17 protein-coding genes are annotated in these 22,075 nt (G+C 73.1%); all 17 read right to left on the bottom strand.

Annotation, left to right across the window (positions count from 1 at the left end; all coding sequences use genetic code 11):
* Positions 1 to 38 precede the first annotated feature (38 nt).
* The 17 genes from ACFXDE_RS28215 to hisC all read right to left on the bottom strand — a co-directional run bounded on the left by ACFXDE_RS28215 (position 39) and on the right by hisC (position 21,815).
* Positions 39 to 1,091, bottom strand: a complete 1,053-nt coding sequence (locus ACFXDE_RS28215) for a PstS family phosphate ABC transporter substrate-binding protein (RefSeq protein ID WP_380439633.1) — start codon at positions 1,089 to 1,091, stop codon at positions 39 to 41.
* Positions 1,092 to 1,411: 320 nt separating this feature from the next.
* Positions 1,412 to 1,816: a hypothetical protein gene (locus tag ACFXDE_RS28210; RefSeq protein ID WP_380439635.1), complete on the bottom strand. Its 405-nt coding sequence runs from the start codon at positions 1,814 to 1,816 to the stop codon at positions 1,412 to 1,414.
* On the bottom strand, positions 1,806 to 2,297 hold the full coding sequence (locus tag ACFXDE_RS28205) for a hypothetical protein (RefSeq protein WP_380497486.1): 492 nt from the start codon (positions 2,295 to 2,297) through the stop codon (positions 1,806 to 1,808). Before ACFXDE_RS28205 ends, ACFXDE_RS28210 begins: the two co-directional genes overlap by 11 nt.
* Before the next feature lie 191 nt (positions 2,298 to 2,488).
* On the bottom strand, positions 2,489 to 4,297 hold the full coding sequence (locus ACFXDE_RS28200) for a GAF domain-containing protein (RefSeq protein WP_380439639.1): 1,809 nt from the start codon (positions 4,295 to 4,297) through the stop codon (positions 2,489 to 2,491).
* Between the two features lie 54 nt (positions 4,298 to 4,351).
* The gene (gene cydD, locus ACFXDE_RS28195) at positions 4,352 to 7,846 is read right to left on the bottom strand and encodes a thiol reductant ABC exporter subunit CydD (RefSeq protein WP_380497485.1); all 3,495 of its coding nucleotides are present in this window, start codon (positions 7,844 to 7,846) and stop codon (positions 4,352 to 4,354) included.
* Position 7,847: 1 nt separating this feature from the next.
* On the bottom strand, positions 7,848 to 8,849 hold the full coding sequence (gene cydB, locus ACFXDE_RS28190; RefSeq protein ID WP_380497484.1) for a cytochrome d ubiquinol oxidase subunit II: 1,002 nt from the start codon (positions 8,847 to 8,849) through the stop codon (positions 7,848 to 7,850).
* A 19-nt stretch (positions 8,850 to 8,868) separates the two neighbouring features.
* Positions 8,869 to 10,431 (bottom strand): cytochrome ubiquinol oxidase subunit I, encoded by a 1,563-nt coding sequence (locus tag ACFXDE_RS28185; RefSeq protein WP_380439646.1) that lies wholly within the window; start codon positions 10,429 to 10,431, stop codon positions 8,869 to 8,871.
* 356 nt (positions 10,432 to 10,787) lie between these two features.
* Positions 10,788 to 12,149, bottom strand: coding sequence for an oxygenase MpaB family protein (locus ACFXDE_RS28180; RefSeq protein WP_380497483.1), 1,362 nt, complete (start codon positions 12,147 to 12,149; stop codon positions 10,788 to 10,790).
* Positions 12,142 to 12,414 (bottom strand): hypothetical protein, encoded by a 273-nt coding sequence (locus tag ACFXDE_RS28175; protein ID WP_380497482.1) that lies wholly within the window; start codon positions 12,412 to 12,414, stop codon positions 12,142 to 12,144. The genes ACFXDE_RS28180 and ACFXDE_RS28175 overlap by 8 nt, the downstream gene beginning before the upstream one ends.
* A 66-nt stretch (positions 12,415 to 12,480) precedes the next feature.
* Positions 12,481 to 14,013: a sensor histidine kinase gene (locus ACFXDE_RS28170; protein WP_380497481.1), complete on the bottom strand. Its 1,533-nt coding sequence runs from the start codon at positions 14,011 to 14,013 to the stop codon at positions 12,481 to 12,483.
* A gap of 16 nt (positions 14,014 to 14,029) precedes the next feature.
* Positions 14,030 to 14,857: a response regulator transcription factor gene (locus ACFXDE_RS28165; protein ID WP_380439654.1), complete on the bottom strand. Its 828-nt coding sequence runs from the start codon at positions 14,855 to 14,857 to the stop codon at positions 14,030 to 14,032.
* 425 nt (positions 14,858 to 15,282) lie between these two features.
* A complete protein-coding gene (locus tag ACFXDE_RS28160) occupies positions 15,283 to 16,053 on the bottom strand; it encodes a hypothetical protein (protein WP_380497480.1) in 771 nt (256 codons plus the stop codon).
* A 266-nt stretch (positions 16,054 to 16,319) separates the two neighbouring features.
* Entirely contained in the window at positions 16,320 to 16,949 is a 630-nt protein-coding gene (locus ACFXDE_RS28155) for a DUF5666 domain-containing protein (protein ID WP_380497479.1), read from the bottom strand.
* A 9-nt stretch (positions 16,950 to 16,958) separates the two neighbouring features.
* Positions 16,959 to 18,170, bottom strand: coding sequence for an ABC transporter permease (locus ACFXDE_RS28150; RefSeq protein ID WP_380497478.1), 1,212 nt, complete (start codon positions 18,168 to 18,170; stop codon positions 16,959 to 16,961).
* Complete coding sequence (locus tag ACFXDE_RS28145; RefSeq protein WP_380439662.1) at positions 18,167 to 18,985, bottom strand: ABC transporter ATP-binding protein; 819 nt, start codon at positions 18,983 to 18,985, stop codon at positions 18,167 to 18,169. The genes ACFXDE_RS28150 and ACFXDE_RS28145 overlap by 4 nt, the downstream gene beginning before the upstream one ends.
* A 2-nt stretch (positions 18,986 to 18,987) precedes the next feature.
* Positions 18,988 to 20,412, bottom strand: coding sequence for an efflux RND transporter periplasmic adaptor subunit (locus ACFXDE_RS28140; RefSeq protein ID WP_380497477.1), 1,425 nt, complete (start codon positions 20,410 to 20,412; stop codon positions 18,988 to 18,990).
* A 326-nt stretch (positions 20,413 to 20,738) separates the two neighbouring features.
* Entirely contained in the window at positions 20,739 to 21,815 is a 1,077-nt protein-coding gene (hisC, locus tag ACFXDE_RS28135) for a histidinol-phosphate transaminase (protein WP_380439666.1), read from the bottom strand.
* Positions 21,816 to 22,075: the final 260 nt, after the last annotated feature.

Below are 22,075 nucleotides of genomic sequence, written 5' to 3'. Positions count from 1 at the left end.
GGCGCGAAGCCCGTGGCCGCCGGATGGTGCGGGGTTGGTCAGGAGTGGATGGAGCTGCCGCAGTCGAAGCCCTGCAGCGGCAGGAAGCCGTAGCTCTGCAGGACGGTCGCACCGGCGCTGCTGCAGATGAAGCCGCCGTTGCCGAAGATGTTCTGCAGCGCGGTGGCGTGCGCGTCCGAGCCGGTCCACTCGGCGTCACGGATGACGTTGTAGACCACGCGCGCGTAGGAGGAGGCGGCGAAGGCGTCGCTGATCTTCTGGTTCGGGACGTCGACCGGCGCGGTGCCGTCGACCGAACGGATAGTCAGCGGGCCCTGGACGTCGGCGCCGCTGCCCTGGTTGAAGTAGACCTGGCCGATGTAGTGGGCCACGGAGTAGGGGACCACGGCGTCGAGGTCGGCGAGGGCCGGGTCGCTGCCCTGGTTCTCCTGGGTGCCCTGGATGACGCAGCTGCCCGGGGTGACCGAGGTGCCGCTGCCGATCGCCTTCAGGAAGAAGGCCCGGGTGCCGGAGTCCTTCTGCGGCAGGAACGGCTTGATGGTCGCGTTGGTCAGCGTGGGGTCGATCTGGGTCCAGTTGGTGACGTTGCAGGTGTAGATGTCCTTGAGGTTCTGCGTGGTCAGGTTCGCCGGGGCGTGGCCGTTGTTCGGGGCCGCCCAGGCCACCGCGTCCTTGGCCATCGCGACGAAGTCGTCGGTGGCCGGGTCGCCGGTCGAGCCGCTGACCGGGCCGCGCGAGGAGCGGGCGAAGTCGAGGGTCGTGCTGGTGTTGGCGTTCAGCGCGTTGATGCCGGCGCCGGAGCCGTTCGGGCGGGTGATCGTGCCGGCACCGGTCTTGGGGGTGATCGGCGAGGAGCCGATCGCGTCCCAGCTGTACAGCCGCGGCGCGTTCGGGTCCGTCAGCGTCGCGTTGTAGGCGGTGGAGAGCTGGTTCAGCACGGCCTGGGTGGTGTCCGAGCCGGCACCCACGATGTCCTGGGCGGCCGGGGTGACACCGGCGGCCGGGTCGGCCACCGCGGTGCCGCTGAAGACGGTGGCGACCGAGGTCGCCAGGGCGGCGGCGGTGAGCAGCTTGGCAGCGGTCTTACGCATGTTCCTCTTCCTCCGGTGGGAGAGACGTCCATCGCGTGAATCCCGCACTCCCGGGGGGAGTTCGGGGCCGGTGGCCGCCTCCGCTGCGGCCCGTCCGGCAGTGCAGATCCTGTCCGCCGGGGCGGTTGCGCCGGAAGGGTGGTCGAGACCGGCCCCGGAATGTCGATTCGTCGGTTCGGCGAGGTTTAGCGACTGGTCAGCCGGTCCGCAACAGTGCGGAAACAAGCAGCTCAGCGGGCCTGGACGTTCTTCTCCAGGTGGCGGCTCGGGGGGTTGCCGGATACCTGCCCTTCACCGGAACAGCACGGACGGACGGCGCGCTACAGCGACCAGATGCCGTCCGGCCCCGACCGCCGCACCTCCTGCCCCAGCCGGTGGAGCCCGGCCAGGAACCCGTCGATCCCCGCCTGGCACTGGTCGCGCCGCAGGTACCCGCGCGCGCTGCGCGCCACCGGAACGGAATCGGCCGCCCCCGGCCGGGTGGTGCGCACCGGCAGGTAGGCGGCCCAGACCCACTGGCGCCCCTCGGACTGTCCGACCGAGCACCGCAGCACCGCTCTCTCGATCAGCAGTTCTCTTACGGCGTCGGCGAGTTCGTCCTCGTTGCGGTACGTCCGGACGCCCACGCCGAGCGGCCGCCCGTTGGCCGCGCGCAGCGCCCAGCCGACGCAGCGGTCGGCCGCCGGCACGACGAGCAGCCGGGGACCGCGCCGCTCAGCGGCCATCGGTGCGTCTCAGTGACGCGGTCCGCCCGGGCAGTTCACGCCCCGGCAGTTCCCCTCTGGGCGGCTCACGCCCGGGCAACTCACGCGCCGACAACTCACGCCCGGGCAACTCGCGCGCCGGCTGCTTGGCGAGCAGCACGACGAAGCGGCGGAACGCGTTCTGGCAGGTGGCGTACCGCTCGTAGGCCCGGCTGGAGCGCACCTCGGGGAGGCTGCGGGAGCCGGGGACGACCCAGATCCATCCGATGCCGTCCCGGACGTGGGTGATGCGCGCGGTGAGTTCGGCGGCGCCGGCGCGCAGCCCGTCGAAGCCGCGCTCGGCCTCGCCGACCGTCTCGAACGCCGCCGGGGTGATGGCGACCACCCGCCCGTTCGGCGCCTTGAGCTGCCAGCGGTAGCGCCCGTCCGGCGCCCGCTCGGTGCGGAACCCCCCTCGGCTCGCTGGTCCTGCTGCGGCGTGACCACGGCCCGACGCGTCCACTGCTCCCCCCGTCCGGTTCCCCTCCGAGACGGAGCAAAGCTATGTGTGCACACGGACACGCCGGAAGGGGCGGACGCCGACAACTTACGCCGTTGGTCCGGAAGTTCTCCCTTGTTCAGCTTTCACCAATCCACCACCGGGCCTCCCCCCGTCGTCCCCGAACCGTTCGTGTTCCCGGCCCGCTTCGGCGCTCAGAGCCGGGACGTCCAGCAGACCCTCGTGCCCTTCCCGTACGGGCCGCCCTCGTGCCACGCGTCGCCACCGAGGGCCTCGGCGCGGCGGGTGAGGTTGAGCAGGCCGCTGCGCCGGCCGCCCGCGGGGATGCCGACGCCGTCGTCGGTGACGGTGAGCAGCACGCCGGGCCGGCCGCCGCGGTCCAGCGACTCCGGGTCGCCGCCGACCGGGTGCCCGGCGTCGTCGAGGTGGACGGTGGCGTCGATCTCCACCCCGACCCGGGAGGCCCGGGCGTGGCGGGCCGTGTTGGAGAGCATCTCCCGCAGTGCGGCCAGCAGTTGACGCCCGGTCTTGTCGCCGACGAGGCTCTCCACCGGCCCGACGAAGCTCACCGCGGGCTTGAAGCCGAGCGCCGCTGCGGCCTGGCTGGCCTCGCGCAGGACCCGGGTGCGCAGGGTGTCGGGGACGTCGCCGTGGTTGTCGTGCTGGAGCGCGTAGATGGTGGTGCGGACCTCCTGGATGGTGGCGTCGAGTTCGTCGACGGCCTTGCCGATGCCCACCTTCACCTCGGGCACGACGGAGCGGCGGGCCGCGCTCTCCAGGATCATCCCGGTGGCGAACAGCCGCTGGATCACGAGGTCGTGGAGGTCGCGGGCGATCCGGTCGCGGTCCTGGAAGACGGCGAGGCGCTGCTGGTCGCGCTGGCCCTCGGCGAGCCGCAGGGCGAGCGCGGCCTGCGAGGCGAAGGTCTCGGCGAGCTGCTTCTCGCTGTCGGTGAAGGGCAGCGCGCCGCGCGCGCGCCAGACGCAGAGCCCGCCGAGGACCCGGCCGGCGGCGACCATCGGGACGGCCATGGACGGGCCGAAGCTGCGGGCGAGCCGGATGACCACGGTCGGGTCGCTCGACATGTCGTCGAGGTACACGCTCTCGCCGGCGAGCAGCCGGGTGGCGAAGCTGTCCTTGGGCAGCAGCTCGCCGCGGACGAACTCGGCCGCCTCGCCGGACGCGTGGGCGACGCGCATCTGGGAGACGTCCTCGCCGTCGGCGGCGGTCGGCAGCAGGATCATGCCGAGCGAGGCGTCCGCCAGCTCCCGCACCTGCTCGGCGGCGACGGTCAGCGCGACCTCGGCCTCGTCGGTGGAGAGCAGCGCCGTGGTGACGGCGGCGGCGCCGGCGATCCAGCGCTCGCGGCGCCGGCCCTCCTCGTACAGGCGGGAGTTCTCGATGGCGACGCCGGCCGCGGCGGCGAGCGCGTTCACCACCTGCTCGTCCTCGGGGGTGAAGGCGCCGCCGCCCTTCTTCTCCGTCAGGTAGAGGTTGCCGAACACCTCGTCGCGGACCCGGATCGGCTCGCCGAGGAAGGTCTTCATCTGCGGGTGGTGCGGCGGGAACCCGGAGGAGCGCGGGTCGCTGCCGAGGTCGGCCAGGCGCAGCGGTTCGGGGCGGTCGATGAGCGCGCCGAGGATGCCGCGCCCGGCGGGCAGTTCGCCGATCTCGGCGGCGGTCGCGTCGTCGATGCCGACGTGGATGAAGTCGGCCAGGCCGTGCCCGCCGGGGGCGATCACGCCGAGGGCCGCGTACCGGGCGTCGACGAGTTCGGCGGCGCCGGTGGCGATGCGGTGCAGGGTGGCGTGCAGGTCGAGTCCGGCGCCGATGGAGACGACGGCCTCCAGCAGCCGCTGCATCCGGTCGGTGACGGCGGCGGCCGACTGGAGGCGTTCCGCGACCTCGGTGACCAGGGTGTCCAGGCCGAGCGAGGCGATCTCGGGCACCCGGTGGGGGGTGGGCTCCGGGGCGGCGGCGGGGAGGTCTGGCGTGGGGTCCATGAAGATGAGCCTAGTTTGTACGGTTTTCATCCGAAGGACGGCGCGACGGAGCGGCTACCGGGCCACCAGCGGGCCGGCCGCCTCCAGCAGGCCGTCCGCCTCCCGCTCCCGCCGCCACATCGCGTGCAGCCGCCCGTCGCCGTCCGCGAGCAGCTCCGACCAGCGGCCCCGCTCGGCCACCCGGCCGCCGTCCAGCACCAGCACCTCGTCCACGGTGTCGTCGTCCAGCCCGGCCAGCCGGTGGGTGATCAGGACGGTGGTGCGGCCGGCGGTGGCGGCGAGCAGGTCGGCGGTGAGCGCGTCGGCGGTGGGCAGGTCGAGGTGTTCGGCGGGCTCGTCGAGGACGAGCACCGGGAAGTCGGCGAGCAGGGCCCGGGCGAGCGCGAGGCGCCGGCGCTGGCCGCCGGAGAGGCGGGCGCCGTGCTCACCGACCATGGTGTCGAGGCCGTCCGGCAGGCCGTCCGTCCAGTCGAGCAGCCGGGCGCCGGCCAGGGCGGCGCGCAGTTCGTCCTCGTCGGCGCCCGGCCGGGCGAGGCGCAGGTTCTCCCGGAGCGAGCTGTCGAAGACGTGGGCGTCCTGCGCGCAGAGGCCGATCACCCGGCGGACGTCGTCGCCCGGGAGCGCGCGGCTGTCCACAGCCTGTGGACAGCCGGCGGCGAAGGTGACGCCGCCCGCAGCCGGCTCCAGGAAACGCAGCAGCGCCTGGGCGAGCGTGGTCTTGCCGGAGCCGGACGGGCCGACGACGGCGATCCGGCGCCCGGGCGCGAGGTCGAGGTCCACCCCGGACAGGGCGTCCTCGGCCCGTCCGGGGTAGCGGACCGCCAGGCCGCGCACGGCGATCGGCAGCGGCTGCGCGGGCAGCGCCGCCGCCTCGACCGGATCGGCGACCGCGGGCTCCGCGTCCAGCACTTCGTCCAGCCGGGCCCGCGCGGCGCGGCTGCGCTGGCGGGCCTGGACGGCGAGCGGCATCCCCGTGACGGCCTCGAACGCGGCGAGCGGGGTGAGCACGACGACGGCCAGGCAGACCGGCGCCAGCGCCCCGGCGTGCACGCCGCGCAGGCCGACGGCCGCGGCGGCGGTCACCGTCAGTCCGGCGAGCAGCGTGATCAGCCCGGTGCCGAGCGCGGTGGTGGCGGCCGAGCGGGCGGCCAGCCCGGTCAGCGCCGCGTCGGCGCTGCGGACGGCGGCGAGCCGGCCGGGCAGCGCACCGGCGACGGTGAGTTCGGCGGTGCCGGAGAAGGCGTCGACGACGGCGGTGGTGAGCCGTCCCCGCGCCGGGGCCTGCCGCCGCTCGGCACCGGCCGACCAGCGGGCGGCCAGCGCGGGCACCACGGCGCCCGCGAGCAGCAGCCCGACGCCGAGGACGACACCGGCGGCGGGCAGGAAGGCGCCCATCGCGACGGCCGCGGCGAGCGACACGACGCCGGCGACGGCGGCCGGCAGCCGCCAGCGCAGGTAGTGGTCCTGGATCGCGTCGACGTCGGCGACCAGCCGGGACAGCAGGTCGCCGCGCCGGAACGCGGGCAGTGCGGCCGGGGCGAGCGCGGTGAGCCGCCGGTAGACGGCGGCGCGCAGCGTGCCGAGGGTGCGCAGCACGGCGTCGTGCGAGACGAGCCGTTCGGCGTACCGGAAGACGCTGCGGCCGATGCCGAACGCGCGGACGGAGGTGACGGCCATCATCAGGTAGAGCACCGGCGGCATCTCGGAGGCGTACGAGATGAGGTAGCCCGACGTGGCCATGAGGGCGACGGCGCAGCCGAGGGCGAGCGCGCCGAGCAGGATCGACAGCGCGAGCCGGGGCGCGGCGGTGCCGGCCGGGGTCTCGTCCTCGACGGCGGTCGCGGCCACCGGGCGTCCGCTGTGGGGCAGGAGCTCGACCGCGGCGGCGGCCGGAGCGGCGGCGCCCGCCAGCCGCACCCGCTCGTCCGCGACGGCCAGCAGCGCCGGCCGGTGGGCGACCACCAGGACCGTGCGCGCCGGGTCCTCGGCGAGCGCCCGGACGGCCGCCACGACGGCCGCCTCGGAGGCGCCGTCCAGGTTGGCGGTCGGCTCGTCGAGCAGCACCAGCGGGCGGTCGTCGGCGAGCAGCACGCGGGCGAGCGCGATCCGCTGCCGCTGCCCGGCGGAGAGCCCGGCACCGTCCTCGCCGAGGACGGCGTCCAGGTCCGTCACGAAGTCCAGCGCGTGGGCGGAGCGCAGCGCCGTCCACAGCTCGTCGTCGCTCGCCTGCGGCCGGTGCAGGCGCAGGTTCTCGGCGACCGTCCCGGCGAACAGGTGCGGGTGCTGCGGCACCCAGGCGATCTGCCGCCGCCAGGTGGCCGGGTCGAGCTCGGCCAGGTCGTACGCGCGGCCGTCGGCGGCGGTGATCCGGACGGCGCCGGCGTCCGGCGCGGTCAGGCCGAGCAGGACGGACACCAGGGTGGACTTGCCGGCCCCGCTCGGTCCGGTCAGGGCGACGGTGGCGCCCGGACGCAGCGTCAGCCCGGCGCCGTCCAGCGCGGGCTCCGTCCGCCCGGGGTGCCGCACGACCAGGCCGTCCGCCGTCACGGTCGCGCCGGCGAGCGCGGGGGCCGGGACGACCCCGGCGGCGGGCAGCGGCGTCTCCAGCACCTCGAAGATCTCGTCCGCCGCCGTCAGCCCCTCCACGCTGGAGTGGTAGAGCGCGCCGACCTGGCGGATCGGGAAGTACACCTCGGGGGCGAGGATGAGGACCAGCAGCCCGGTCTCCAGGTCGAGCGTGCCGTCCACCAGCCGGAACCCGACGGACACCGCGACCAGCGCGACCGACAGCGTGGAGAGCAGCTCCAGCGCGAACGAGGAGATGAACGCGATCCGCAGGGTGCGCAGGGTCGCCCGGCGGTAGTCGGCGGTGATGCGGGCGATCGTGGCGGCCTGTGCCCGCGCCCGGTTGAACACCTTGAGGGTGGGCAGGCCGGCCACCACGTCGAGGAAGTGGTGCGAGAGCCGGGCCAGGGTCTGCCACTGCCGGTCCATCCGGGACTGGGTGGCCATCCCGATCAGCACCATGAACAGCGGGATCAGCGGCAGCGTCCCGGCGATGATCGCGGCCGAGGTGAGGTCGGCCCCCGCGATCCGCAGCAGCACGATCGCCGGCACGGCCACCGCGAGCGCCAACTGCGGGAGGTAGCGCGCGAAGTAGTCGTCGAGGGCGTCGACGCCGCGGGTCGCGAGGGTGGTGAGCTCGCCGGTGCGCCGGCCCGCCAGGTAGGCCGGGCCGAGCGCGGTGGCGTGGTCGAGCAGCCGGCGCCGCAGGGTGGACTTCACCCGGGCGACGGACCGGTGCGCGGTGAGCTCGGTGAGCCAGCCGACCAGCCCCCGCCCGACGGCGGTCAGCGCGAGCAGCACCAGCGGGGTGGTGAGCTCGCCGGGCGCCGCCCCGTGCCGGAAGCCGCGCACGACGATCTCGGCGATCAGGCTCGCCTGCGCGACCACCAGGACGGCGCCCGCCGCGCCGAGGAGCACGGATCCGGCGAGGAAGGCCCGGGTGGTGCTGGCGTGCCCGAGCAGTCGCGGGTCGACCGGCTTCATGTCAGTGCCCGGCCGGGATGTGCTGGACGCCGATGCGCTTGCGGAACACCCAGTACGTCCAGCCCTGGTAGAGCAGCACGAGCGGGGTGAACACGGCCGCGACGATCGTCATCAGCTTCAGCGTGTACGGCGAGGACGCGGCGTTGGTGACGGTCAGGCTCCACTCGGGGTGCAGCGTCGACGGCATGACGTTCGGGAAGAGCGCCAGGAACAGCATCGCCACCGCCGCCACGATCGTCGCCCCCGAGAGGATGAACGCCCAGCCCTCGCGGCCGCGTTGGTTGGCGACCAGGGCGCCGGCCAGGGCCGCCACGGCGACCACCAGGGCCACCAGGCTCCGGCCGTTGCCGCTGTCGGCCTGGGTCCAGGACAGGAAGGCGAGGGCCAGCACCGCCGTCACCGTCCCGGCCAGGAGCGCGGCCCGGCGCGCCCGCAGCCGGATCTCGCCGACCGTCTTCAGCGCGGCGAACACCGCGCCGTGGAAGGTGAAGAGGCCGAGCGTCACCAGGCCGCCGAGCAGCGCGTACGGGTTGAGGAGGTCCCAGAGGGTGCCGACGTAGTTCTTCTGCGCGTCGATGTCCACGCCGCGCACGATGTTGGCGAAGGCCACGCCCCACAGGAAGGCCGGGATCAGCGAGGTCCAGAAGATGGCCTCCTCCCAGTTCCGCTGCCAGCGCTCGCCGTCGCGCTTGGCCCGGTACTCGAAGGCCACGCCGCGCACGATCAGGCAGACCAGGATGGCCAGCAGCGGGATGTAGAAGCCGCTGAACAGCGTCGCGTACCAGTCGGGGAAGGCCGCGAAGGTCGCGCCGCCTGCGGTCAGCAGCCAGACCTCGTTGCCGTCCCACACCGGGCCGATCGTGTTGATCAGCACCCGCCGCTCGGCGGTGGTCCTGGCCAGCGGCTTGGTGAGCACGCCGATCCCGAAGTCGAAGCCCTCCAGGAAGAAGTAGCCGATCCACAGGACGGCGATCAGGACGAACCAGACGTCGTGGAGTTGCATGTCAGATCCCCTGTGGTGCTCAGTAGGCGAACGCGAGCGGCTTGTCGGCGTCCTCGTCCGCGGACGGTCCGCGCAGGGACGGGTCCACGGTCGGCGGCTGCTCGGACACCACCGGACCGGCCTTGGCGTACTTGACCAGCAGCCGGACCTCGATGACGGCGAGGATCGCGTACAGCGTGGTGAAGGTGACCAGGGCCCCGATCTGGGTGCCGACGCCGACGTTGGGGGAGACCGCACTGGCCGTGGTCATCAGGCCGAACACGGCCCAGGGCTGGCGGCCCATCTCGGTGAAGATCCAGCCGAAACTGTTGGCGATCAGCGGGAAGCCCATGGTCAGGATGCCGATCCGCCAGCTCCACTTGGTCAGCAGCGGGCCCAGTTCGCGCTTCGGGGTGAGCATCAGCCGCGGCACCTCGGTGTCGCCGGTGCGGAACTCGGGGTGCAGGAAGAGCTTGCGCCGGGTGGTCCAGAGTCCGACCAGACCGGCCGCGAAGGAGGTCATCCCGAAGCCGATCATGAGGCGGAAGCCCCAGAAGGTCATGAAGATGCTCGGGATGTAGTCCTTCGGATCGCCGCCGTACTTGGCGGCCTCGGCGGCCGCGGTGTCGTTGATGCCGGGGACGGAGGAGCTGAAGTCGCTGTGCGCGAGGAAGGAGAGTATCCCCGGGATCTCCAGCTCGACCGAGTTGTGGCCCTTGCTGACGTCACCGATCGCGAAGACCGAGAACGGCGCCGGCGACTGGGTGTCCCACAGCGCCTCGGCGGCGGCCATCTTCATCGGCTGCTGCTCGAACATCACCTTGCCCAGCGAGTCGCCGCTGATCGCGGTGCCCAGGCCGAAGACGACGGCCAGCACCAGGCCGAGCCGCAGCGACGTGCGCATCACGGCGGTCTTCTTGGGGTCGGCGGTCTCCGCCCCTCCACTCTTCTCAAACAGCCGCTTGGCCTTCCAGAGGTGGAAGGAGGCGATGCCGACCATGAAGGCCGCGCCGGTGAGGAAGGCGGCGGTCAGGGTGTGCGCGACGACGGTGAGGGTGGTGTTCTGGAACAGCACCTCGGTGATGTCGGTGAGCTGCGCCTTGCCGGTGACCGGGTCGATCGCGTAGCCGACCGGGTGCTGCATCCAGGAGTTGGCGGCGAGGATGAAGTAGGCGGAGAGCACGGTGCCGAGGGCGACCATCCACATGCACGCGCAGTGGATCTTCTTCGGCAGCTTGTCCCAGCCGAAGATCCACAGGCCGATGAACGTGGACTCGAAGAAGAAGGCGATCAGCGCCTCCATCGCGAGCGGGGCCCCGAAGACGTCGCCCACGAACCGGGAGTAGTCCGACCAGTTCATCCCGAACTGGAACTCCTGGACGATGCCGGTGACCACGCCCATCGCGATGTTGATCAGGAAGAGCTTCCCCCAGAACTTCGTGGCGTGGAAGTACTTCTCCTTGTTCGTCCGCACCCAGGCGGTCTCCAGTCCGGCCACGACGGCGGCCAGGCTGATGGTGAGCGGGACGAAGAGGAAGTGGTAGACGGTGGTGATGCCGAATTGCCATCTGGCGATGGTTTCGTGAGCGATTGCCAGTTCCACGTCGCCCTCTCTCCAACCTGCCCTTTCGGGCACATTTCGGACAAACTTCTTCTTTAGTCGTAGACCGCTGCCTAACCACGCAAGCTTGTCCGCTTGTGAACGTGAACACGTTCACAAGGGCCAGTATCCATCATCCTTACGGGGGGTCCTCACGCGGGGTTGGGTTTGACCAGGGCGAAGGCCTGCAAGGCGGTGCGCACAGTCTGCGGAGCCCCGCGCGGCAGCGACAACGAACGCCCGGGCGGATCCGGTGATCGTCTTGGACGCCCCGGCACTTGACACGGCCGCCCCACCGGCCCCGGGGCGGACAGCGTGAAAGGGCGCCCCGGAACTCCGGGGCGCCCTGCATCCCGACGCTACGGACGGCCGAGCAGCCAGGTGCCGGGGGTGGAGGGGGCGCGGGCCGTGAAGAAGGCGGTGAAGCCGCGCAGGAACTCGTCCAGGGTGATCCGGCCGTCCCCGTCGGTGTCCAGCTGGCGGAAGCCGTGGGAGAGTTCGGCCGGGTGGACGCGCGGGCCGCCGAAGACGGCGCGGTACTCGTCGGCGTCCAGGTGACCGTTTCCGTCGGTGTCGGCGGCGGTGAAGACGGCGCGCAGCGCGGGCAGCAGGCCGGCCTCCAGGTAGGCCGGGTCGCGGTCGCAGCCGGCGATGGTGGCGGCGACGAACTCCTCCCGGCTCACCTCGCCGTCGCCGTCGGCGTCCATGGTCTCGCGCAGCTGCTCCCACCAGCCCTCGAAAGCCGTGTGGACGGCGGCCTCGCCGGCGTCGTCGAGCTCCAGCTGCCAGCACACGTTGTGGGCCATCGCCCGCAGGTCGTGCACCGTGAGCCGGCCGTCGCCGGTCTGGTCGAGCACCTCGCGGAAGAACCGGTCCAGCCGGGGCCGGCGGGTGTCCCGCCGCGTCGGGCGCCGGCTTGACGGCGGGCGCTGCTCCGGCGAGCGGTAGCGCAGGCGGTCCGGCAGCCGGCGCAGGACGCCCCCGGCGCCGTGGTGCAGCAGCCGGGACAGCAGGGCGGCACGGCGGGTGCGGACCAGGCCGAAGCGCTCCCGGACGACGGGCGGCAGGTCGGCGATCGTCAGCGCCGTCACCACCCGGGCCACCACCGCCCGCACGGCACGCCAGCCCGCGTCCCCGAGGAACCGGAGCCGGCGCGGCCGGGGCGCCTCGCGCAGGATGTCGAACAGCAGGTAGCGCGCCGACTCGGTGAACTCCAGCCGTTCTCTGGCGACTTCGACGAAGTAGCCGGGCAAGTCGGCTGCCGACTGCGGGAGTTCATCAGCCGGAAGCCCGAAGGCGGCAACGACTTCGGCGAACTCGCGGTACGCCTGGTCGAGTTCGCCACGGTCGTACGGATCTCCGCCCAACTCCCGCATGGTGACGACCGATTCGAAGAGCGTCAGCAGCACCCACGCCCTGGTCGCCGCGTCCTTCGCGTCGTACGCACGCCCGTCCGCGTCCGTCCCGCGGATCCGCTTGTGCGCCCGCTCCAGCCGCGCGACCTCGCGCCGGAGCGCGTCGGCGTCCTGGTAGAACAGCCGCCGCCCGCTCCCCAGCGTGTGCTCCACCCGCCGCCACGGATGCGCGTGGTACGTCGAGTGCTCGTCCATCCCCGCCCCGACCACCGGATGCGCCGCCTGCAACACCAGCAGCCGCCACGCGACCAGCCCCACCCGCCACTCGGCCAAGTCCCGCCGGAACGACACCCCCGCCTCAGCCACGCCGCTCCCCGGTGATCTCCGGCCCGATGACGAACCCCTTGGCCGGGCCCTCCTCGATCACGGCTTCCTTGCCGTACGGGACCCGCGCGGAACGGTTGTAGGCCCGGCGCTCGACATCCGGGTCGGTGAGGATCGTCACCGCGCCGCCGTGGTCGTCATCGTCGATGATCTCGGCCCTGACGTACTCCGGGACTCGGAAGCGTTTCCAGACGTCCCAGAGCCGTTCTTCGGGGCTCATCACGCTTTCCTCGACCTCGGGGTTCATGGTCCGAACCGTGGCACGGATCCTGCCCGCCGATCGGGTGATCGGGTCGTATTCACCCGATCGGGGTCAGGAGGCCGTGGTCGTCGGGAGTTCGACGCGGAAGGTGGCGCCGGCGCCCGGGGAGGTTTCGAGGGTCAGGGTGCCGCCGTGCGCGTGGGTGAGGGCGGTGGCGATGGCGAGGCCGAGGCCGGCGCCGCCGCCGTCGTGGCGGCTGCGGGAGGCGTCGACGCGGTAGAAGCGCTCGAAGACCTGGAGGGCCTGGTCCTCGGTCAGGCCCGGGCCGGCGTCGGCGACCTCCAGGAGGCAGACCCCGCCCGGGCCGCCGCCGACGCCTATCCGGACGGGGGTGCCGGGCGGCGTGTGCTTGACGGCGTTGCCGACCAGGTTGGTGACGACCTGGCGCAGCCGCGCCTCGTCGCCGAGGACGGGGGCCGCGCCGGGGGCACCCGTCCCGGCCGGGCCGGTGAGGGCGACCGGGCGGGTCGGGTCGAGGGCGGTGAGGTCGTGCAGGGCGTCGGCGGCGAGGGTGCGCAGGTCCATCGGGGCGAGGTCGAGCGGGCGTTCCTCGTCGAGCCTGGCGAGCACCAGGAGGTCCTCGACGAGGGCGCCCATGCGCACGGCCTCGCTCTCGATCCGGGTCATGGTGCGCCGCACGTCCTCCTCGGTGGGCAGCGCGCCCATCCGGTACAGCTCGGTGAAGCCGCGGATGCCGGCCAGCGGGGTGCGCAGTTCGTGCGAGGCGTCGGCGATGAACCGCCGCATGCGGGCCTCGGATTCGGCGCGCGCGGCGAACGCGGCCTCGATCTGGGTGAGCATCCCGTTGAGCGCGATGGACAGCCGCCCGACCTCGGTGCGGCGGGAGGGTCCGGGCATGCGGTGGGAGAGCTCGCCGGCCGCGATCCTGGCCGCGCCGGCCTCGATGCGCCGCAACGGGCGCAGCCCGGTGCGGACGGCGAAGAAGCCGAGGGCGGCGATGATGACGAACACGGCGCCGCCGATGGCGAGGAAGGAGGTGCGGAGCTTGCCGATGGTCGCGTCGATGTCCTCGCGGGAGACGGCCACCATCAGGTAGGTCGGGGTGACGAGCGGCGACGCGTAGGGGCTGGCGACCGTCCCGGCGCCGGGCGTCTTGGCCGGCTGGAGCGGCAGGACGAGCACCCGCCAGCTGCGGTGGCCGCGCTGGTCGGGCAGGTCGAAGGGCACGTCGGGGGCGGTGGCGGCCGGGTCGAGGCCGGCCAGCTGGGGCGCCGGGTCGCTGTCGGAGACGGGCTGGCGCATGACGCCCTGCACCTTGCCGTCGGAGGTGAGGTACTGCACCAGGTACTGGCTGGGCAGGCCCTGCCCGCGCCGCCCGTTGACGGGCAACCGCCCCCCGGCGTCGGGCGGGCTGAGCTTGCCCGGCGACCGGTGGGACATCGGCAGCCCGAAGCGCTGGAGCTGCTGGTCGAGCTGCTCGACCAGTTGCACCCGGACGGTGCCGAGCACGATGGTGTCGCTGACCACGAGACCGGTGGTGACGAGGGCGAGCACGAGCACGAGCAGCCGGGCACGCAGCGAGAGCCGGGAGGTGAAGCGGGGCAGCACGGGACGGATCGGCACGGTCGGGCGGGTCCGGTCAGCCCTGCGGGGGCCGGCGCAGGGCGTAGCCGATGCCGCGCACGGTGTGGATCAGCTTGGGGCCGTGGGCGGGGCCGGAGTCGAGCTTGCGGCGCAGGTATGAGATGTAGGACTCGACGATGGAGAGGTCGCCGCCGAAGTCGTAGGCCCACACGTGGTCGAGGATCTGGGCCTTGGAGACGACCCGGCCGACGTTGGCCATCAGGTAGTGCAGCAGCTTGAACTCGGTCGGGGAGAGCGAGACCGGGATGCCGCCGCGGGTGACCTCGTGGGCGACGGGGTCGAGGCTGAGGTCGGCGACGATCAGCCGGCCGTCCTCGGCGGGGCCGCCGGCCCGGCGCAGGATGGCGCGGATCCGGGCGATCAGCTCTTCGAGGCTGAACGGCTTGGTGACGTAGTCGTCGGCGCCCGCGGCGAGGCCCTGGACCTTGTCGCCGACGCCGTCCTTGGCGGTGAGGAAGAGCACCGGGAGGTGGTCGCCGGGGTGGCCGTGGGCGGGCCCGGCGATCTGGCCGCGGCTGGTCTGCTCGCGCAGCTTCTCGACGACGGTGAAGCCGTCGAGGTCGGGGAGCATGACGTCGAGGACGACGAGGTCGGGACGCTCGTGGGCGATCAGCCGCAGGGCCTCGGTGCCGGTCGCGGCGGAGGCGACCCGGAAACCGGAGAACCGCAGGGAGGCGGAGAGCAGTTCGCGGATGTTGGGCTCGTCGTCGACGACGAGGAGGAAGGCCTCACCCGGCCCGCCGGCCACGGCGGAGCCGCCTGGCGTGGTCACAGTGCCTTGCACGGGGGTTTCGCCTCCCGGTCGGACGATGGCGTTCAGCATGAGGCTAGCCCCCGGAGGCTATGCGGCATGGATGAATGTTGGATTAACACCTTATCGGTCGGTTTTTGGCCGACAGGCCTACGACGAAGGGCTGGGTGGTGTGCGTACCGGCGAGTACGCAAACGCCGCCGGCCGGAGAGGTGGCTCCTGCGTCGCACGCGGCAGGATCGACTCCGCGATCAGCTCGAACTGCCGCGGCGAGGTACTTGAAGACCGTCCCCATGACCGGGCCGGCAAAGGGGTCCAGGCGAGCTTCCATCGTCCACTCCCAGGGTGTCGGTCGTGCGCTGTCACCCACGAAGGCAGGACAGCCCCTCACTGCGGGAAGCGTCGCCTCGCGCAGGCGTGCGCGAGGCGACGCAGAGGAAGGACCGCAGCGCAGGAAGTCGGCTGGGCCGACTTCCTGCGCTCTGATCCGAGAGGACTCAGCTGCTCCATCGCGTCGAAGAGCCGTCCGGAGCGGTGTAGCCGACGAGCAGTCCCTCCGGCCCCGCCTCGACGGTGAACCACTCGCGGCGGGGGCGGTTGTGGTCGAGCCAGGACCTGTGCGCGGCCTCGATCAGCTGCCAGAGGTCACGGGGACCGCTGACGAGGACGGTGTCGTCCTGCACGTAGGCGACCGAGCCGTCCGCCGGGTCGTGGAGGGTGCTGCCGCACCGGACGACCGTGGGGCCGAGGTGGAGACCCGCCCAGAACGAGAACCCGTGGTCGTCCAGGACACGGGAGCCGGCCGCAGTGGTCCGCCCGCCGGCCCCCGGCCCGGGAGCCGGCGGGCCGGGCTCGTCGGCGGAGCGCAGGGGCATGAAGGCGGCGGGCTGGTGGAGGAAGCGGCCCACGGCTCGGCCGTCCGGCAGCTTGGTCAGGCGGGCCCCGGCGCCGCCGCCCAACGCGTCGGCGATCGGGGCGACGATGAGGCCGCCAGGCGCGCACTGGTCGAGCCAGGCCCGGGGGATGCGGCGGACGGAACACGTGGCGATGATCCGGTCGAACGGCACTCGGTCCGGACACCCGTCCTGCCCGTCCGTCCGCAGGACGCTCGGTTTGAAACCGGCCTCGGCCAGCCGAGTGCGGGCTGTCGACACGAGGCGCTCGGTGCGGTCGATCGTGGTGACGTGAGCCGCGCCGGCGAGGTGGCACAGCAGAGCGGCGTTGACGGCGACCGACTCGCCGTCGAGCGTCCTGCGGATCGGGAGCAAGGGGCTGCAGGAGCGATTCGCCAGGGGGTGAGCTCGTCGGCCTTGGCGCGCTGGAGGAGGTCGGCGAGCTTCTGGGGGGTGGCGCGGAGGATGGCCTCGCTCTCGTCGGACCGAGACCACGCTCGACGGCCGCATCCGGGTGACGTTCTCACCGTCGCGCTCGGCGTCGTCGCGACGCTCAGGATGAAACCGCCGGACGACCGCGAGCAATAGGGCGCGCGAAGGCCCCCGCCCGATGACGGGCGAGGGCCTCGCGGCGGGCGGGGTCAGCCGCCGGACGGGGTGCGGTTGCCGCCACCGCCGCCGAAGCCACCGCCTGCGCCCGCGGCGCCTTCGACGAGCTGGCTGGCGGTGTAGCCACCGTTGGCGTCGGGGGTGCCGACGACGGTCACGCTCTGGCCGGGCTGCAGGTCCGCGACCTTGCCGTCCTTGTTGAGCTGGACCTTCGTCGCGTCGCCGGTGGTGACCTTGACGGTGTTGCCGTTGGCGTCGGTCAGGTAGACGGTCGTGCCGTCCACCGCCTTCACCGTGCCGCGCGTGAAGCCGGGCTGCCCGCCCTGCCCCTGGCCGCCCTGGCCACCGCCCCTGCGGGAACCGGTGCCGCCCTGGCCGCCGTAGCCGCCCTGCCCGCCCTGCCCGCCCTGCCCGCCCGCCGCGGCACGCTGCGACGCGCCTGCGGCCGAGGCCCGGGGCGCGGAGGAGGTCGTCCCGTTGTTCTGCTGGTACCAGACCCCGCCCGCGAACGCGGCCGTGGCGATCACGCCGCCCGCGAGGAACAGCGAGAGCCAGGGCAGCGGCCGGCGCGGCGGCGCCGCGAGCTCGCCGGCGACGTCCCGGGCGTCCGGCGGGGTGGCAAGGAGGGCGACCTGTTCGGCCGGGTCGTTGATCTCGGTCATGGTCGTGTCCTACTCGTGCCGGAGGGCGTCGATCGGCCGCAGCGAGGCGGCCCGGTTGGCGGGGTAGCTGCCGAAGAAGAGCCCGATGGCGACGGCGATGCCGAACGCGCCGAGCACCGACTCGGGGATCACCACCGGCTTGATGCCGACGATGCTGAAGTGCGAGCCGGCGATCCCGGCCGCGACCCCCAGCCCGGCGCCGATCACCGACAGCAGCGTGGACTCGGTGAGGAACTGCCCGAGGATCACCGCGCGGGGGGCGCCGAGCGCCTTGCGGATGCCGATCTCCCTGGTCCGCTCGGTCACCGTCACCAGCATGATGTTGGTGATCCCGATCCCGCCGACCAGCAGCGAGATCGCGGCCACCGCGCCGAGCAGCACGGTGAACGTCTTCGTCGTGCTCTCGCGGGCGGTGAGCAGCGAGGCCTGGTTGGTGATCCGGAAGTCGGCCTTGGCCGGGTCGGTGATCGCGTGGGCGGCGAGCAGCACCCGGGTGATCTCGGACTGGGCCGCCGTCGTGCTGTCCGCCGAGGCGGCCTGGACGAGGATCTGGTTGACCGGGCCGAAGCCGGTGAAGGCGTTCTGCACGGTGGGCAGCGGCGCGATCAGGACGTCGTCCGGGTCGGTGAAGCCGCTGCCGCCCTTGGCCTGGAGCACGCCGACCACCGTGAAGGGCGTGCCGCCGACGGTGATCTTCTTGCCGACCGGGTCCTCGGTGTCGAAGAGCTGCTTGGCGGTGGTGGCGCCGAGCACCGCGACCTTGCGCGAGCCGAGGACGTCGTCGTTGGTGAAGTACTCGCCGTGCGCGACCTTCTGGTTGGAGGTCTCGAAGTACGCCGGGTAGGTGCCGACGACCGAGCCGGGGCTGTACGAGACGTTCCCGTACAGCGCGGTGGCGCTGGTCGTGACGACGGGCGCGACGGACTTGACCGCGGCCGGGTCCGCCTCCGTCGCGAGCGCCTTGGCGTCGGCGACGGTCAGCTTCTTGACCGACGAGGTGGCGCGCGAGCCGCCGTTCGCCGAACCGGAGCTGACGGTGAGGGAGTTGGTGCCGAGCGAGGTGATCGAGTCCTTGACCGCGACCGACGAGCCGTTGCCGACGGCCAGCAGCAGGATCACCGAGGCGACGCCGATCAGCACGCCGAGCATGGTGAGCGCCGATCGCACCTTGTTGGCGGCGAGGCCGCCGACCGCGAAGCGGAGCATCTGCCAGAGGATCACGCCGGCACCCCCACGACGAGCGGAGGGCCGTCGAACAGCGGCGGCGGACCGTCCACGCGGGCCTGCCGGACGTCGCTGACGATCTGGCCGTCGACGAGCCGCAGCACCCGCTTGGCGTGCCGGGCGACCTCGTCCTCGTGGGTGATCAGGACGACGGTGCGGCCGGTGGCGTTGAGCCGGTCGATGATGGCCAGCACGTCCTCGGTGGCACGGCTGTCCAGGTTGCCGGTCGGTTCGTCGGCGAGCAGCATCGCGGGTGCGGTGACCAGTGCCCGGGCCACGGCGACGCGCTGCTGCTGGCCGCCGGAGAGCTCGTTGGGCCGGTGGCCGGCCCGCTCGGCGAGCCCGACCAGCGACAGCGCGGCCATCGCCCGGCGGCGCCGTTCGGCGGCGCGCACGCCCGCGTAGGCGAGCGGCAGCTCGACCTGGGCGAGGGCGGTGGTGCGCGGCACCAGGTTGAACGACTGGAAGATGAAGCCGATCTTGCGGTTGCGGACGAGCGAGAGCTGCCCCTCGTCGAGGTGCCCGACGTCGATGCCGTCCAGCTGGTAGCTGCCGGCGGTGGGGACGTCGAGGCAGCCGAGGATGTTCATGAGGGTCGACTTGCCGGAGCCGGAACTGCCCATGACCGCGACGTAGTCGCCCTGGTCGATGTCCAGCGCGACGCCGAGCGGCGTGCCGGTGGCCGGGTCGGCCGGGCCGCGCAGCGCGTGCACGGTGGCGTCGCCGTGGCCGTAGGCCTTGGTGAGCCGGCGGATCCGGATGACGGGTGGCGGGGGGCCCGCGGGCACCCGCTTGTCGATGACGTGACGCATGCTCAGCCCTTGCCGCCGCGGCCCGCGCCGCCGGCGTTGCCGCCACCGCCGCCGCCGGGGATGCCGCCGCCACCGCCACCGAAGCCGCCGCCACCACCGCCGAAGCCGGCCGCACCGCCGCGACCGCCCTGGCCGCCCTGCCCCGGGAAGGAGCCGTTCGGGAAGCCGTTCCCCGCGCTGGTGGTGGGGAGTTCGACCTTGTCGCCCTCCTTGAGCCCGGTGAGCACCTGCACGGTGCTGTCGCCCTCGACGCCGACCGTGACGCTCATCCGCTGGGTGGAGCCGTCGGCCTGCATCACGTTCGCCGTCCGGCTGCTGCCGGTGCCGGCGAGCGCGGAGGTGGGCAGCGAGAGCGCGTTGTCGGCCTCGCCGGTGACCACCGAGACGGTCGCGCTGAGGCCGGTGCGCAGGGTGCTGGTGTCGCCGCTGATCTGGAGCGTCGCCGCGTACTGGACGGCCGACGAGCCCGCGCTGCCGCCACCACTGCTGCTGGGCAGCGAACTGACCGACAGGACGGTCGCGTTGAGCTTGGTGTCGGACTGCGCGTTCAGCGCGACGGTGGCCGCCTCGCCCTTCTTGAGCTTGAGCGAGTCGAGCTCGGAGAAGTTGGCGGTGACCTGCATTCCGGTGGGGTTGGTCAGGACGATGAAGCCGCTCGGCGTGCCGCTGCTCGAACTCGCACTCGTCCCGGTCGACTTGGTCGATCCCGAGGTGGTGGCGGACGATCCCCCGCCGACGGTGTCGCCGACCTTGGCGGAGACCGACGCGACGGTGCCGTCCACCGACGCGGTGAGGGTCGTGCCGGCCAGCGCCGCCTGGGCGTTGGCCACGTTGGTCTGCGCGGTGGCGACCTGCTGCTCGGCCGAGGCGACGGCCGCGTCGTCCACCTTGGTGGTGGTGACGGTGGTGGTCTGCGGAACGGGCGCGCTGTTCCCGCCCGTTCCGCGGCCGCCGCCCCCGGCACCGGCGCTGGGGCTGGGGCTCGGGGCGGCGGGAGCGCCGGTCTGGGGCAGCGGCTCGACGGTCGTGGTGGTGACACCGGCCTGGGCCTTGGTGAGGTTGGCGTCGGCCGTGGTGAGCGCCGCGTTGGCCGCGTCCACCTGCTGCTGGGCAGCGGTGGTGTCGACGGTGGCCAGCACCTGGCCCTTCTTCACGGTGTCCCCGACCGCGACCTTGACGGCCGTGAGCCGGCCACCGGTGGTGAAGTCCTGGGCGGCGTCGGTGGGCGACACCAGCGTGCCGGTTCCGGACACGGTGGCCAGGACCGTCCCCTTGGCCACCGTCGCGGTCCGGGCCTTCGGCTGTCCGGCGGCCGCGCTCGGCCCGCTGTTCACCGTGGTGTACGCCAGCGCGGCGCAGGCCAGCAGGGCCACGCCCAGGGCGGAGTTGACGAGGACGGCGCCTCGCCGTCGTGGGAGCACCTTCATGGCGGACAGCTTCGCCGGGCGCTCTTGCGTCGGCCTGGGCGCGGGCTGGGAGAAGGCTGAACGGGTGGATCCGGACATTCCGCTCGCACCGGCCCGTTCGCGCGGGCCGCTTGGCCGCCGCGTGGCCGGCCGTTGGCCGAACTCCCAGCCCGCTCCCAGCGATCCCCAGGCATCCGGCAGCGCCCGGCACCACGCCGGCGGCATCCGCGCCTCCCGAAAGCGCCCGGAGCACCCCGCGAGCACGTCGCGAGCACCTCCGGAACGCCTCCCGAACGCCGCAGGGGCGCACCGCGCGTGCGGAACGCCCCTGCGTACGGACGCGGACGTCAGAGCGTCTTGCGGAACTCCTCGGCCACCGCGAGGAAGATCGTGTTGCCCTCGGCCTCGCCGATCGACACCCGCACGCCCTCGGGGAACGGCCGGACGATCACGCCGGCCGCGGCGGCCGCGGCGGCGAAGTCCGCCGAGCGCGCGCCGAGCGGCAGCCACACGAAGTTGGCCTGCGAGTCCGGGAGGTCCCAGCCCTGGGCGCGCAGCCCGGCCACCACCCGGGCACGCTCCTCCACGAGCGCGTCCACCCGCACCTTGAGCGCGTCCTCGGCGTGCAGCGAGGCGACGGCGGCGTCCTGCGCGAGCTGGTTCACGCCGAACGGGACGGCGGTCTTGCGCAGCGCGGTCGCCACCGGCTCGTGGGCGATCGCGAAGCCGACGCGCAGGCCCGCGAGGCCGTACGCCTTGGAGAAGGTGCGCAGGACGCAGACGTTCGGGCGGTCCCGGTAGAGGTCGATGCCGTTGGGCACCTCGGGGTCGCGGATGAACTCGATGTAGGCCTCGTCGACGACGACCAGCACGTCGCCGGGCACCGCGTCGATGAAGCGCTCCAGCTCGGCGCGGTGGATCACGTTGCCGGTCGGGTTGTTCGGGTTGCACACGAAGATCAGCCGGGTGTTCGGCGTGATCGCGGCGAGCATCGCGTCCAGGTCGTGGTCGCCGCCGGCGGTGATCGGGACCGGGACTGGGGTGGCGCCGGCGACCTGGGTGATGATCGGGTACGCCTCGAAGGAGCGCCAGGCGAAGATCACCTCGTCGCCCGGGCCCGCCGTGGCGAGGATCAGCGACTGGGCGACGCCGACCGAGCCGGTGCCGGTGGCGATGTGCTCGGCCGGCACGCCGAAGCGCTTGGCCAGCTCCTCGGTGAGCTCGTTGACCGCCATGTCCGGGTAGCGGTTGAACGACCCGGCCGCCTCGACCGCCGCGGCCAGGACGCCGGGCAGCGGCCCGTACGGGTTCTCGTTGGAGGACAGCTTGTAGGCGTCGGCGCCGGCCGGCTTGCCGGGCTTGTAGGTGGGGATGCCGTCCAGGGTCGGCCGCAGCCGCGGGCCCTGCGCTGACGTGTCGCTCACGGTCCTGCTCCTTCTCGATCTTCTCGATCTCCGCGTCGGGTGGACGCGCGATGTCCGGGTGTGCGTCCTCCGGTGCGGGTCCTCCGGTGCACACGCCCGGACCACCCCGGTCGGGTGCCTTGCACCATACCGACCGCGCTCACCCGTAGGAGTGAGTTGGCCGGTCGGCCCACCGGTGCAGATCAGCCATTCTGCCGGGTTCCTTTGGCACATGTCAGAGGTAAGACGCCAGGTTTTGGGCCGGTATCGAAGGGGCGCGC

This window comes from Kitasatospora sp. NPDC059408, assembly GCF_042751525.1.
Taxonomy (GTDB): Bacteria; Actinomycetota; Actinomycetes; order Streptomycetales; family Streptomycetaceae; genus Kitasatospora.
Note: the sequence above shows the minus strand (reverse complement) of the source record. Positions and strands in the feature narration are given on the sequence as shown.